Raw genomic sequence first — 12366 nt, forward strand, 5'->3', positions numbered from 1 at the left:
CTCTCCGCAATCGATCAGATGGCGCGGGCCAGACGGGCCGCGTCGCCGATATAGCTCGCCGGCGTCATCGCCAGCAGACGGTCGCGCTCGGCCTGCGGCAGATCGAGCTTGGCGATGAAGGCCTGCAGGCCTTCGCGCGTGATGCCGCGGCCGCGCGTCAGTTCCTTCAGCTGTTCGTACGGATTGGGGATGCCGTAGCGGCGCATCACCGTCTGCACCGGCTCGGCCAGTACTTCCCAGCAGGCGTCGAGGTCAGCTGCCAGCGCGGCCGGTTCGGCCAGCAGCTTGCCCAGACCGCGCGACAGCGAATCCAGCGCCAGCACGCTGTAGCCAAAGGCCACGCCCATATTGCGCAGCACGGTCGAGTCGGTCAGGTCACGCTGCATGCGCGACACCGGCAGCTTTTCCGACAGGTGGCGCAGCACTGCGTTGGCCAGGCCCAGATTGCCTTCGGCGTTCTCGAAGTCGATCGGGTTCACCTTGTGCGGCATGGTGGAACTGCCGATCTCGCCCTCCTTCAGCTTCTGCTTGAAGTAGCCGAGCGAGATGTACATCCAGAAATCGCGTGCGGCGTCGAGCAGGATGGTGTTGGCACGGCCCATCGCGTCGAACAGTTCGGCCATCGCGTCGTGCGGCTCGATCTGGATCGTGTAGGGGTTGAACTCAAGGCCGAAGGATTCGATGAATTCGCGGTTGAACTGCGGCCAATCGACATCCGGGTAGGCAGACAGGTGGGCGTTGTAGTTGCCGACCGCGCCATTGAACTTGGCCGTCAGGCTGACCGCGGCGACGCGCGCGCGGGCGCGCATCAGGCGCGCGGCGATATTGGCCATTTCCTTGCCCAGCGTGGTCGGGCTGGCCGGCTGGCCGTGCGTACGCGACAGCATCGGAACGTCGGCCAGTTCGTGCGCCATGCCGCGCAGACGCTCGATCACTGCGTCGAGTGCAGGCAGCAGCACCTCGGTGCGCGCCTCGTTCAGCATCAGTGCGTGCGACACGTTGTTGATGTCTTCCGAGGTACAGGCGAAGTGGATGAATTCGGACACGCCGGTCACTTCGGCGTTCTTCGCCAGGCGTTCCTTCAGCCAGTACTCCATCGCCTTCACGTCGTGATTGGTGCGCGCCTCGATGGTCTTGATCGCGGCAGCGTCATCGACACCGAAGTCGCGAATGACCGTATCGAGCTCGTCCAGCGTGGCCTGCGAGAAAGCCTTCACCTCGGCGATCTGCGGGCTGGCGGCCAGCGCGCGCAGCCAGGCGATCTCGACGCGGACGCGATTGCGGATCAGGCCGTACTCGCTGAAATGGCCGCGCAGCGGGTCGAGCTTGGCAGCGTAGCGGCCGTCCAGCGGCGACAGCGCGGAAAGGGTGTGGGCACTCATGAGGAAACCTGCGGAAAGAAGGGAAAGGAATTGCCCGACGCACACGCGTCGTGCAACGCAGCACGAATTTTATCATGTGCTTACGGTGGCTCCGGCGTGGCCACCGTAAGCGGGACGCTATAATTCCGACGTCGTCAAACGGTGCTGTCCATGAAACTCGTCGGTTCCCTCACCAGCCCCTACGTGCGCAAGACGCGCGTCGTGCTCGCCGAAAAGAAGATCGATTGCGAATTCGTGATCGACTCGCCCTGGGTGGACAACAGCGGCGTGCCCGATCTGAACCCGCTGGGCAAGATTCCGGTGCTGCTGCTCGATGACGACACCCGCCTGTTCGATTCGCGCGTGATCGTCGAATACCTCGACGGTGTGGCGCCGAACAACAAGCTGCTGCCGTCGACCGCGCGCGAACGCGCGCTGGTCAAGCGCTGGGAGGCGCTGGCCGACGGCATGACCGACGCCGCAGTGACCATCGTGCTTGAGCGCCGCCGTCCGGACGACGAACGCAGCGCGGGCTGGATCGCCCGCCACCGCGTCAAGATCGATCGCGCGCTGGTCGCCCTGGCGGAAGACCTCGGCGACGGAGCCTGGTGCCACGGCAACGGCATCTCGCTGGCCGACATCGCGGTCGGTTGCGCACTCGGTTACCTCGATTTCCGCATGCCCGAGCTGGACTGGCGCGCCGCCCATCCCAATCTCGCCCGCCTGCAGGAAAAACTGATGCAGCGCCCCTCGCTGGCCGACACGGTGCCGCACGAGTAAGCGACAACGGTCCGGCGCACCGCGCCGCCGGACCTCGAAGGCGGCGCTCAGGCCGCCGGCGTCGCCCCGGTGATGATGCCGCCGCCGAGGCACACCTTGCTCTCGTAGACGACGACGCTCTGCCCCGGCGTCACCGCCCACTGGGGCTCGGCGAACACGATTTCGCAGCGCTCGGCATCCACCGCGTCGATGCTGCACGGCGCGTCCGGCTGGCGGTAGCGCGTCTTCGCCGCATACACCCAGTGCGTGTGCGGCGGGCGTCCCGACACCCACGACAGATCGCTCGCCACCAGGCTGCCCGACAGCAGGGCCGGGTGGTCATGGCCACGCACGACGTAGAGCACGTTCTTCTCCATGTCCTTGCGCGCCGAATACCAGGCTTCGTGCTCGCCGGCGTCGTCCGCCATGCCCTTCAGGCCGCCAATGCCCAGGCCCTTGCGCTGGCCTATCGTGTGATACATCAGCCCATCGTGCCGGCCGAGCACGCGCTCGCTGTCCAGGTCACGGATCTCGCCCGGCGTGACCGGCAGATAGCGCTGCAGGAACTCGCGGAACGGCCGCTCGCCGACGAAACAGATGCCGGTGGAATCTTTCTTCGCCGCGTTCGCCAACCCGGCGTCGGCTGCGATGCGACGCACGTCACGCTTGTACAGGTGGCCAACCGGGAACATCGTGCGCGACAGCTGCGCCTGGTTCAGCCGGTGCAGGAAATAGCTCTGGTCCTTGGTACCGTCCTCGCCCTTCAGCAGCTGAAAGCTGCCGTCGAACTCCCTGACCTGCGCATAGTGGCCGGTGGCGATGCGGGTCGCACCCAGTTGCATCGCGTGGTCGAGAAAGGCGGTGAACTTGATCTCTGCGTTGCACAGCACGTCAGGATTCGGCGTGCGGCCCGCCTGGTACTCGCGCAGGAAGCTGGCAAACACGCGGTCCTTGTACTCGGCCGAGAAATTGACGACTTCGAGGTCCATGCCGATCACGTCGGCCGCCGATACGGCATCGATCAGGTCCTGCCGCGTCGAACAGTATTCGTCGGTGTCGTCGTCTTCCCAGTTCTTCATGAACAGGCCGACCACCTTGTAGCCGGCCTGCTTCAGCAGCAGCGCCGAGACCGACGAATCGACGCCGCCGGACATGCCGACGACGACGGTTTCGCCATTTCCGGGTGCGATACCCGCCAGTGCCTCATTCATCCGGGTAACCCCCATCCTTCCATGTTTCGATGTCCATCACGACCGCCGGCTCGGCGTGGTCGCGAAACCAGGTGTCGACCGCCCAGCGGCCACCACCGTCGTTCTGTTCAATTGTCGCGCTGAAGTGCTGCATGATGAGCCAGCTGCGTCGCCGCTCGATGCCGGCTGCGCGGTGGAAGCGCAGCGCGCCAGCCGCCTGCAGCGCTTCCAGCATGCGCTCCGTGGTGTGCGCATGATCGATGCAGTCCATGCGCCCGTAGGCGCCGTCGTCGAGGAAATCGCCTGCGCGGTCGACGTGAATGGGCGTCTGTTCGCCCGCCCAGCGGTACATGCGGGCGATGGCATCCTGCAGCCGCAGACGCTCTTCCGCCGCATCGTTCGCCAGCTGCAGTTCATTGCGCAGCGAACTGATGTGCGCCTCACTGTAGAGCACGGTCTGCGTCGTCAGGCAGCTGTAGTTGAAGCAGACGTCGAGGGCGGTCGCGTGATCCGCGCGTGCGGCCGTCACGCTCAGCAGCAGCGTCAGCAGGCAAGCGGCACGACGCATCAGGAAAAATGCCGCACGACCGTCAGCGGCAAACGGACGCCGGCCAGCCAGTCCTGCACGCAGGCCCACACCAGCGGACTGCGGTGCCGGGCGCGACTGGCTTCGATTTCGGCCGGCGTCATCCAGATCGCGCGGACGATGCCGTCGTCCAGCGCGCGCCCGGCGATCTGCTCTCCGGCGTCGCCGGCAAAGGCGAATCTCAGATAGGTCACTTCGCCGTCCGGTCGCCGCCACTGGTACACGCCGACCAGTTCGCGCGGCTCGAAGGGGTGGGCCGTCTCTTCCATGGCCTCGCGGGCACAGGCCTCGACCAGCGATTCGCCCTCTTCGAGATGACCGGCGGGCTGGTTCAGCATGAGTCCGCCGGAGGTGTGCTCTTCCACCATCAGGAAGCGGCCGCGGTCTTCCATCAGCGCGGCCACCGTGACGTTGGGTTTCCAGATGCGTTCGCTCATGCGGCGATTTTAACGCGGCGGGCACGCCAGGACCGCCGCCGAACGGCCTGCTTCGGCTAAAATCGTTGGTTTACCGCAATCTCTGGAGTGTTTCCCATGTCGATGGCCGACCGCGACGGTTTTATCTGGTACGACGGCAAGATGGTGCCCTGGCGCGAGGCCACCACGCACGTACTGACGCACTCGCTGCACTACGGTCTGGCGGTCTTCGAGGGCGTACGCGCCTACAACACGGAAATCGGCACCGCCATCTTCCGTCTCAAGGAACACACCGACCGGCTGTTCAATTCGGCGCACATCTACATGATGAAGATGCCGTACAGCCGCGAAGAGTTGATGGAAGCGCAGCTCGAAGTGGTGCGCGCCAACAAGCTGGAATCCTGCTACATCCGCCCGATCGCCTTCTTCGGCTCGGAAAAGATGGGCATTTCGACCCGCGGCGCATCGGTGCACGTGTCGATCGCCGCCTGGCCCTGGGGCGCCTACCTTGGCGAGGACGGCCTGAAGCGCGGCATCCGCGTGAAGACCTCGTCCTACTCGCGCCATCACGTCAATGTGTCGATGTGCCGCGCCAAGTATTCCGGCACCTACGCGAACTCCATCCTCGCCAATATGGAAGCGACCGAACACGGCTACGACGAAGCGCTGCTGCTTGACGTCGATGGTTTCGTCGCCGAAGGCGCGGGCGAGAACCTGTTCGTGATCAAGGACAACAAGATCTACGAACCGGAAATCGCATCGGCACTGGTCGGCATCACGCGTGCGTCGGTGATCGAGATCGCCGCCGAACTGGGCTACCAGGTCGTGTCCAAGCGCCTGACCCGCGACGACATCTACACCGCGGACGAAGCCTTCTTCACCGGCACCGCCGCCGAGGTGACGCCGATCCGCGAACTGGACGGCCGCATCATCGGTGCCGGCACCCGCGGCCCGGTCACCGAGAAGATCCAGGCCCGCTTCTTCGACGTGGTAAACGGCCGCGCGCCGGAATACCATCGCTGGCTCACCAGGATCTGAACCGGTGCGCGGCCCTTGCCGCGCACCTTTCCCGTTCCGCGGCGCCTGCGCGCCCTCTCCCTGCCCGGAGCACATTGAAATGACCCAAGCCGGTAACGATTCCAGCCGCGACCACGCACGCGAAATCGAAGTCAGCGCGAACGACCTTCCGCTGCATTGCCCGCTCCCCGGTGCGCCGCTGTGGGCGCGCCACCCGCGCGTCTTCCTCGACGTGACCAAGACCGGGCAGGCCGCCTGTCCATACTGCGGTACCCGCTACAGCTACCACGGTCCGGCGATCGCCGGCCACTGAGCGGCGCGCGGATGGAAGTCCAGCGCAAGACCTTCTTCGCGTCGGCCCAGGAGGCGGAAACCGCCTTCTACGACGCGCGCAACCGCGGTGACATCGAAGGCATGATGGCCGTGTGGGCCGACGAGGACGACATCGTGTGCATCCTCGCCGGTTGCCAGCGCGCCAGCGGCTACGAGGCTGTGCGCGAAGCATGGCGGCGCAGCTTCGCCGCCGCGCACGCTGATGTGCGCATCGGCAATGCGCTGGTCATCCAGGGCGCGCTGCAGGCCATCCACAGCGTGCAGGAAACGGTCACCGTGGCGGGCGAGCGCCAGCCGCGGCCACTGCTGGCGGTGACCAACGTCTACGCACGCGGGCCGCTCGGCTGGCATATGGTGCTGCACCACGCATCGCCGCTGCCGGCCGCGCACGACGTCGGCGACGCGCCGAAGATTCTTCACTGACACCGCGCCCGGCGTGACCGCCCCGCCGCCCTTCCGTCCGGCATCGTGGCTGCCCGGCGGCCACGCACAGACCATCTGGCCGCGCTTCATCCCGCAGGCCACGCCGACGCTCGTACGCGAACGCCTCGACACGCCGGACGGCGATTTCGTCGATGTCGACTGGCTGCCGCGGCAGGCCGCCCAGCCGCTGGTGCTTCTGTTTCACGGGCTCGAAGGCAGTTCCGGCAGTCATTACGCGAAGGCGCTGATGCATGCGCTGGCCGCGCGCGGCTGGAACGGCGCAGTCGTCCACGCGCGCGGCTGCTCGGGTGAGCCGAACCGGCTGCTGCGCGCCTACCACTCGGGCGACAGCGCCGAACTCGACTGGCTGCTGCCGCGTGTCGTACCGCGCAACGAAGGCCGACCGGTTTACGCCGTCGGCGTGTCGCTGGGCGGCAACGTGCTGTGCAAATGGCTGGGAGAACAGGGGCAGGCGGCGTCGAAGTGGCTTACCGCCGCCGCCTCGGTCTGCGCACCGGTCGACCTGGGCGCCGCCGGCCGCGCGCTGGACGAGGGCTTCAACCGCGTCTACACGCAATACTTCCTGCGCACGATGAAACCGCGCGCGCTGCTCAAGGCGCAGCGTTTCCCCGGCCTGCTGGACGAGGCGGCCATCGCCGCCTGCAACTCGATCCGCGCCTTCGACGACGCGGTCACCTCGCAGATCCACGGTTTCCGTGACGCCGACGACTACTGGACGCGCTGTGCATCACGCCCGCTGCTGAAGGCGGTGCGCACGCCGCTGCTGCTGCTGCAGGCGCTGAACGATCCGATGGTGCCCGCCTGGTCGCTCGCTACACCCGATCTGCTGTCGTCCGACGTGCGACCGGAATACACCGCGCAGGGCGGCCACGTCGGCTACGTCAGCGGCGCGCCGAAGGGCCGGCTCGACTGGCTGCCGCAGCGCGTGCTGCACTTCTTCGATACTGGCGCCTGATCCCGATCGTCCGGGCGAATGAGCGGAACCGCCGTCAGGCGGCACCCGCAACCATGCTCAACGCGACCGCCTCGGCCACCTCGATGCCATCGACGGCCGCCGACAGGATGCCGCCAGCGTAGCCCGCCCCCTCGCCCGCCGGATAGAGGCCACGCGTATTCAGGCTCTGGTAGCTGACCGGATCACGCTTGATGCGGATCGGCGACGAGGTCCTCGTCTCGACACCGGTCAGCACTGCATCATGCATCGCGAAACCCTTGATCTGCCGGTCGAAAGCCGGCAAGGCCTCGCGCATCGCGGTGATCGCATACTCGGGCAGAGCGGTAGCGAGGCTACCCAGCGTGACCCCCGGCTTGTAGCTCGGCTCGACGGCGCCCAGCGCCTTCGATGGCCGGCCGGCGACGAAATCGCCGACCAGTTGCCCGGGCGCGCTGTAGTCGCCGCCACCCAGTTCGAAAGCACGGGATTCCAGCGAACGCTGGAGGTCGATGCCGGCCAGCGGATGACCGGGGTAGTCCTGCTCGGGCGAAATGCCGACCACGATGCCGGCGTTGGCATTGCGTTCGTTGCGCGAATACTGGCTCATGCCGTTGGTGACCACGCGACCCTCTTCCGACGTTGCAGCGACCACGGTGCCGCCCGGACACATGCAGAAGCTGTAGACCGAGCGGCCGTTCTTCGCGTGATGCACCAGCTTGTAGTCGGCCGCGCCCAGTACCGGATGACCGGCGAAGTCGCCGAAGCGCGCGCGATCGATCAGGCTCTGCGGATGCTCGATGCGGAAGCCCACCGAAAACGGCTTGGCCTCGACGTAGACACCCTTCTCGTAAAGCATGGCAAAGGTGTCGCGCGCGCTGTGGCCGATGGCCAGCACCACGTGGTCGGTGGCGATCTCACTGCCGTCGGCCAGCTTGACACCGCGTACTGCGCCGTCCTCGATGACGATGTCTTCCACCCGCGCCTGGAAGCGGATTTCGCCCCCCAGCGACTCGATCTCGGCGCGCATCTTCTCGACCATGCCGACCAGGCGGAAGGTGCCGATATGCGGCTTGCTCACGTAGAGGATTTCGTCCGGCGCGCCGGCCTTGACGAATTCGGTCAGCACCTTGCGACCGTAATGCTTCGGGTCCTTGATCTGGCTGTAGAGCTTGCCGTCGGAAAAGGTACCGGCGCCGCCCTCGCCGAACTGCACGTTCGACTCCGGATTGAGCACCCGCTTGCGCCACAGGCCCCAGGTGTCCTGGGTGCGCTCGCGCACCGCCTTGCCCCGCTCCAGCACGATGGGGCGGAATCCCATCTGCGCCAGCAACAGCGCGGCGAGGATGCCGCACGGCCCCATGCCGATCACCACCGGCCGGCGGCTCAGGCCGTCGGGCGCGTGGGTAACGAACCGGTATCGCGTGTCCGGCGTCGGCTGCAGGTGCGGTGACGGCTTCTGCGCCCTCAGCACCGCCGCCTCGTCGCGCAGTTCGACGTCCAGCGTGTAGATCAGGTGGATGGCCGAGCGACGGCGGGCGTCGTAGCCGCGGCGGAACACATGAACGGACAGCAGATCGGCATCGGCGATGCGCAGCCTTTCCAGCACGGCGGCGCGCAGCGCTTCTTCCGGGTGATCGAGCGGGAGTTTTATTTCGGTCAGTCTGAGCATCGAGGCAGGGCCTTGTCTATAAGCCAGCCCGGCAGTTTACCCGCTCGCCGGTGCAGACCGGAAACGGCGCGCATTAACCAGCATGCCTTTCGCCGCTCAGGCCGCGCGCGCACTCGCGCACATCGATGCGCCCGGCGCGCAGGCGTTCGCCGATCAGCGTGGCGGCGGTCATCGCCTCGGCTTCGCCGCACATGAACACGTCCACCGCGGCGTAGCCGTGTTCCGGCCAGGTGTGGATGCTGATGTGCGACTCGGCCAGCAGCAGCACGCCGGTCACGCCCTGACCGGGGCCAAATGGGTGAAAGCGCGCGCCGAGCACACGGGCGCCGGCAACGCGGGCCGCCTCGCTCAACACGGCTTCGATCCGCGTGCAATCCTCAAGCCGGGCCGGCTCGACGCCATACAGGTCGAGCAGCACGTGCAGGCCTATCGGCGGCACGCTCATTTATGCCCCGAGCCCCAGGACGAACCCGATCCGGAGCTGGACGAGTACGAGCGCGAACGACCGCCACCGTCGTCGTCTGCATTGATGGCCAGGCTGATCAGCAGCAGCACGAGCGCGTAGATGCCGTAGAACACCCGCATGGTCAGTCGAATTCCTTCACGGTCAGCGGCAGCCACAGCAGATAGAGCGCAATGCCGGTCACCACCAGCGCATCGAAGTTGAAGGGCAGGATGTAGCGCAGGTTCAGCAGGCCGATCAGGCCGGTGAAGGTCCAGGCAAGCGGCTTCAGCGTGGCCTTGCCCGCCGCATCGAGCAGCATCGGCTTTTCCGTGTTCGGGCCGGCGGGCGCCGGTGCGATGGACGCCAGCCTGCGGCCCGCCCAGCTGGCAACCTGATCCAGCGACACCGGTTCGGCCAGCGACCAGCCCATCTCGTGCTGACTGCGCTCCAGATTGAGCACCCGGTCGCCCTGCACGTATTCACCGATCTCCGTGCGGTCGCCGGCACGCCCCCGCCACGGAAAGGCACCCACCACCTGACGTACTTCCGCCACATAGAGGTAGCGACGCACAAAGGCCTTGCCGCCCAGCGTCGCCGCGGTGGCGGTGAAGCTCTCGGGCCAGGCGTTCAGTACGCGGGCGCGCTGCCAGCCCTGGCGGGTTTCAACCAGCCAGGAGAATCCGGCCTGCGGCGCGTACAGCAGGTATTCGAACCACTCGGGTTCAGACGCGTCGGCCGGCACGCCGCAGCGCAGCCAGCCCATCACCCGCCAGGCCAGACCTTCGATGGTCAGCGTTTCGCCCGCCTGCAGGGTGGCGCTAACTGCGCGTTCGTCCGCCGCCTGACGGCTGATCACTTCGGCCTGACCGGCCGCCAGCGAAATCTGCGACCGGCAGGACGGACAGGTGAGGTGCTGGGTAGCACCGGGCACCACCGCGGCCGGCGCGCCACAGGCCGGGCAAATGAGCGTGGCCACACCGCCCTGCAGCCGCCCTGCGCGCGCCGCGACGGCGTCCACATCCCGCAGACGCTGGGCGTACAGACCGGCCAGCGACACGGCACGCCCGCGGTAGCAGACGGGCGGCAGATCGGAATAGTCCAGCGTCAGGAATTCGTCGCGATGGCGGTAGTCGATCACCCGCGCCACCCAGCGCGCATCGACCGGAAACGGCAGCTCGCCCTCGGCCGCGACGCACTCCGCCTTGCGGATGTCGGACGCATGCCAGAAGGTGCCCCCGTGCGACCAGCGGTTGCCCGGCTCGACCTTGTCGAACAGCGGTGGCCCCACCGCATCGCCGTCCGGCCGCGCAATGACGAACTGACCGGCGAAATCGCCCAGCCAGCCACTGCTGCCGTCGTCGAACAGCAGATACCACTCGTTCCACACGCCGTGCTCGTAGCGCAGCTGGATGCGGCCGACCACGGTGAAACCCTGACCGGCGTACTGGCCGCTGGTCATGATCTGCACCGGCGAGTGGTCTTCGATCAGCGCCGCCTGCTTGCCGATGTCGCGCACCGCGTCGGCGTCGCGCAGCAGCGTGGTGCGGCAATAGCCGCACACTGCCATGCGCGAAGCGGCCGAACGGAACTCGACCGGTGCCCCGCAGCCGGGGCAGGCCACCTGATACATCGCCATGCGGAGGGTCAGCCGCCGGTGATCTGCTTGATCACTTCGGCCTTGGCCGTGTCATAGTCGGCCTGCGTGATGAGCCCACCGTCGAGCAAGGACTTCAGCTTGCCCAGACGGACCTCGGGCGCATCGGTCGCTGCCGCGGGTGCGGCCGGCGCACCGGCCTGTGCGTTGCGCATCGCCTCGGTCATCACCTGCCCCATCGTGAGGCCGGCACCGAGGCTCGCGCCGATGCCGGCCAGCCCGCCCTCGTTCTGCGCGGCCAGCGGAATCGCGTTGGCGGTCTGATACTGGGTGTAGGTGGCCATATTGCCGACCATGCCCATCGAAATCCGGGTGTCGAGTGCCTTCTGCAGTTCTTCCGGCAGCGAGATGCTCTCGACCGCGAAATTGTCGATCGCCACGCCGTAGCGCTCGAACACCGGCGTCATCGCCGCCTTCACCGCGTCCGACATCACGCCCAGATTGGCCGCCATGTCGAGGAAGGGCGCAGCGGAATTGCCGAGGGTGCTGCTCATCGTCGACACGACCAGATTGCGCAGCTGCATTTCGAGGTCGTCGACCGTGTAGGTGTCGCGCGTGCCGCTTATTTCGGTGAAGAACTTCTTCGGGTCGGCCAGCTTGTACGAGTACATGCCGAAGGCGCGCAGCCGCACCATGCCGAAATCCTTGTCGCGCACCGTGACCGGCTGCGGCGTGCCCCATTTGCGGCCGAGCTGCAGGCGGGTGCTGAAGAAGTAGACGTCGCTCTTGAAGGGCGACTGGAACAGCTTGTCCCAGTTCTGCAGGTAGGTGAGGATGGGCAGCGTATTCGTGTTCAGCGTGTGCAGGCCGGGTCCGAACACGTCGGCCACCTTGCCTTCATTGACGAACACCGCCATCTGCGACTCGCGCACCGTCAGCTTCGCGCCGTACTGGATTTCGAAGTCCTGCATCGGGTAGCGCCAGGCCAGCACCCCATCGCCGTCCTCGTTCCACTGCAGTACGTCGATGAACTGCTTCTTGATGAAATCACCGATACCCATCGTCGACTCCTCTCAGTTGTTCCACTGTTCGTCACCTTACAACGACGCCTGAACGGGGCCCGCGCCGCCCGCAGGGCCGCCCCCAAGGGCGAGCGCAGCCCCCTCGGGGGGCAGCGAACGCAGTGAGCGTGGGGGCCTTCATCTCAGGAAAGACAGGCGGCATTGATCACGCCGACCACCAGCGACACCGTGCCCATCAGCGCACCCATCGCCATATTGTTCGCTTCGATTGCCGCCTTCATTTCCGGCAGGCTGCGCTCGATCAGCAGATAGGCCGCCACCTGCACCACCGCCGCCAGCGTGCCCCAGGCGACGAACATCAGGTAGTGGTCGTTGTGCAGGATGCTGGACGCGACGGTCAGCGAGAAGCCAAGGATGGCGCCGGCCAGCGACAGCGCGGCAGCGGTGCAGCCGCGGCGGATCAGCGGCATTTCGTGGAAGGGCGTGAAGCGCACATAGACGGCTGCGAACAAGCCGACCATGATCAGCCCGGACAGCAGGTGCTTCAGATAGAGGTAGAACTGATCGACCGGCAGTTGCGGCATGATTGCGCGTCT

General features: G+C 66.6%; 15 protein-coding genes. 5 read left to right on the top strand and 10 right to left on the bottom strand.

Annotated features, from left to right (window positions below; translation table 11 throughout):
* Window positions 1–14 precede the first annotated feature (14 nt).
* A complete protein-coding gene (gene purB / locus WJU27_RS10475) occupies window positions 15–1382 on the bottom strand; it encodes an adenylosuccinate lyase (protein ID WP_341422077.1) in 1368 nt (455 codons plus the stop codon).
* Window positions 1383–1532: 150 nt separating this feature from the next.
* Between purB and WJU27_RS10480 the strand changes: the two genes are divergently transcribed.
* Entirely contained in the window at window positions 1533–2141 is a 609-nt protein-coding gene (locus WJU27_RS10480) for a glutathione S-transferase (protein ID WP_029143567.1), read from the top strand.
* Window positions 2142–2188: 47 nt separating this feature from the next.
* Here WJU27_RS10480 and mnmA read toward each other — a convergent pair whose 3' ends face one another.
* From mnmA to WJU27_RS10495, 3 genes are read right to left on the bottom strand one after another with little or no spacing between them, the layout of a single operon-like run.
* Window positions 2189–3331, bottom strand: a complete 1143-nt coding sequence (mnmA, locus tag WJU27_RS10485) for a tRNA 2-thiouridine(34) synthase MnmA (protein WP_296809683.1) — start codon at window positions 3329–3331, stop codon at window positions 2189–2191.
* Window positions 3324–3878 (bottom strand): hypothetical protein, encoded by a 555-nt coding sequence (locus tag WJU27_RS10490; protein ID WP_341422078.1) that lies wholly within the window; start codon window positions 3876–3878, stop codon window positions 3324–3326. The genes mnmA and WJU27_RS10490 overlap by 8 nt, the downstream gene beginning before the upstream one ends.
* Entirely contained in the window at window positions 3878–4333 is a 456-nt protein-coding gene (locus tag WJU27_RS10495) for an NUDIX hydrolase (protein WP_020163740.1), read from the bottom strand. Before WJU27_RS10495 ends, WJU27_RS10490 begins: the two co-directional genes overlap by 1 nt.
* A 96-nt stretch (window positions 4334–4429) precedes the next feature.
* Here WJU27_RS10495 and WJU27_RS10500 point away from each other — a divergent pair, with 96 nt between their 5' ends.
* From WJU27_RS10500 to WJU27_RS10515, 4 genes are all read left to right on the top strand, one after another.
* On the top strand, window positions 4430–5350 hold the full coding sequence (locus tag WJU27_RS10500) for a branched-chain amino acid transaminase (RefSeq protein WP_296809679.1): 921 nt from the start codon (window positions 4430–4432) through the stop codon (window positions 5348–5350).
* A 79-nt stretch (window positions 5351–5429) separates the two neighbouring features.
* The gene (locus WJU27_RS10505; protein ID WP_018228380.1) at window positions 5430–5642 is read left to right on the top strand and encodes a zinc-finger domain-containing protein; all 213 of its coding nucleotides are present in this window, start codon (window positions 5430–5432) and stop codon (window positions 5640–5642) included.
* Window positions 5643–5653: 11 nt separating this feature from the next.
* Entirely contained in the window at window positions 5654–6085 is a 432-nt protein-coding gene (locus WJU27_RS10510; RefSeq protein WP_019919274.1) for a YybH family protein, read from the top strand.
* Between the two features lie 13 nt (window positions 6086–6098).
* Window positions 6099–7061 carry a hydrolase gene (locus tag WJU27_RS10515; RefSeq protein ID WP_341422079.1) on the top strand — a complete coding sequence of 321 codons (963 nt, stop codon included), beginning with the start codon at window positions 6099–6101 and terminating at the stop codon, window positions 7059–7061.
* Between the two features lie 34 nt (window positions 7062–7095).
* On the opposite strand, the gene WJU27_RS10520 is transcribed toward WJU27_RS10515, so the two are convergent.
* The 6 genes from WJU27_RS10520 to WJU27_RS10545 form a co-directional block, all read right to left on the bottom strand.
* The gene (locus WJU27_RS10520; protein ID WP_341422080.1) at window positions 7096–8709 is read right to left on the bottom strand and encodes an NAD(P)/FAD-dependent oxidoreductase; all 1614 of its coding nucleotides are present in this window, start codon (window positions 8707–8709) and stop codon (window positions 7096–7098) included.
* 73 nt (window positions 8710–8782) lie between these two features.
* On the bottom strand, window positions 8783–9154 hold the full coding sequence (speD, locus tag WJU27_RS10525) for an adenosylmethionine decarboxylase (RefSeq protein ID WP_341422081.1): 372 nt from the start codon (window positions 9152–9154) through the stop codon (window positions 8783–8785).
* Window positions 9151–9294, bottom strand: coding sequence for a hypothetical protein (locus WJU27_RS10530; RefSeq protein ID WP_341422082.1), 144 nt, complete (start codon window positions 9292–9294; stop codon window positions 9151–9153). The genes speD and WJU27_RS10530 overlap by 4 nt, the downstream gene beginning before the upstream one ends.
* A gap of 2 nt (window positions 9295–9296) precedes the next feature.
* The gene (locus WJU27_RS10535; RefSeq protein ID WP_341422083.1) at window positions 9297–10790 is read right to left on the bottom strand and encodes a DUF4178 domain-containing protein; all 1494 of its coding nucleotides are present in this window, start codon (window positions 10788–10790) and stop codon (window positions 9297–9299) included.
* An 8-nt stretch (window positions 10791–10798) separates the two neighbouring features.
* On the bottom strand, window positions 10799–11809 hold the full coding sequence (locus WJU27_RS10540) for an SPFH domain-containing protein (protein WP_020163735.1): 1011 nt from the start codon (window positions 11807–11809) through the stop codon (window positions 10799–10801).
* A 143-nt stretch (window positions 11810–11952) separates the two neighbouring features.
* Window positions 11953–12354: a DUF350 domain-containing protein gene (locus WJU27_RS10545; protein WP_341422084.1), complete on the bottom strand. Its 402-nt coding sequence runs from the start codon at window positions 12352–12354 to the stop codon at window positions 11953–11955.
* Between the last annotated feature and the right edge of the window lie 12 nt (window positions 12355–12366).

This window comes from Methyloversatilis sp. NSM2 (assembly GCF_038066675.1).
Classification (GTDB): domain Bacteria; phylum Pseudomonadota; class Gammaproteobacteria; order Burkholderiales; family Rhodocyclaceae; genus Methyloversatilis; species Methyloversatilis discipulorum_A.

Bases quoted from the DNA above. Each gene is read 5' to 3' on its own strand.
- purB (WP_341422077.1), bottom strand. From the start codon at position 1,382: ATGAGTGCCCACACCCTTTCCGCGCTGTCGCCGCTGGACGGCCGCTAC.
- WJU27_RS10480 (WP_029143567.1), top strand. From the start codon at position 1,533: ATGAAACTCGTCGGTTCCCTCACCAGCCCCTACGTGCGCAAGACGCGC.
- mnmA (WP_296809683.1), bottom strand. From the start codon at position 3,331: ATGAATGAGGCACTGGCGGGTATCGCACCCGGAAATGGCGAAACCGTC.
- WJU27_RS10490 (WP_341422078.1), bottom strand. From the start codon at position 3,878: ATGCGTCGTGCCGCTTGCCTGCTGACGCTGCTGCTGAGCGTGACGGCC.
- WJU27_RS10495 (WP_020163740.1), bottom strand. From the start codon at position 4,333: ATGAGCGAACGCATCTGGAAACCCAACGTCACGGTGGCCGCGCTGATG.
- WJU27_RS10500 (WP_296809679.1), top strand. From the start codon at position 4,430: ATGTCGATGGCCGACCGCGACGGTTTTATCTGGTACGACGGCAAGATG.
- WJU27_RS10505 (WP_018228380.1), top strand. From the start codon at position 5,430: ATGACCCAAGCCGGTAACGATTCCAGCCGCGACCACGCACGCGAAATC.
- WJU27_RS10510 (WP_019919274.1), top strand. From the start codon at position 5,654: ATGGAAGTCCAGCGCAAGACCTTCTTCGCGTCGGCCCAGGAGGCGGAA.
- WJU27_RS10520 (WP_341422080.1), bottom strand. From the start codon at position 8,709: ATGCTCAGACTGACCGAAATAAAACTCCCGCTCGATCACCCGGAAGAA.
- speD (WP_341422081.1), bottom strand. From the start codon at position 9,154: ATGAGCGTGCCGCCGATAGGCCTGCACGTGCTGCTCGACCTGTATGGC.
- WJU27_RS10530 (WP_341422082.1), bottom strand. From the start codon at position 9,294: ATGCGGGTGTTCTACGGCATCTACGCGCTCGTGCTGCTGCTGATCAGC.
- WJU27_RS10535 (WP_341422083.1), bottom strand. From the start codon at position 10,790: ATGGCGATGTATCAGGTGGCCTGCCCCGGCTGCGGGGCACCGGTCGAG.
- WJU27_RS10540 (WP_020163735.1), bottom strand. From the start codon at position 11,809: ATGGGTATCGGTGATTTCATCAAGAAGCAGTTCATCGACGTACTGCAG.
- WJU27_RS10545 (WP_341422084.1), bottom strand. From the start codon at position 12,354: ATGCCGCAACTGCCGGTCGATCAGTTCTACCTCTATCTGAAGCACCTG.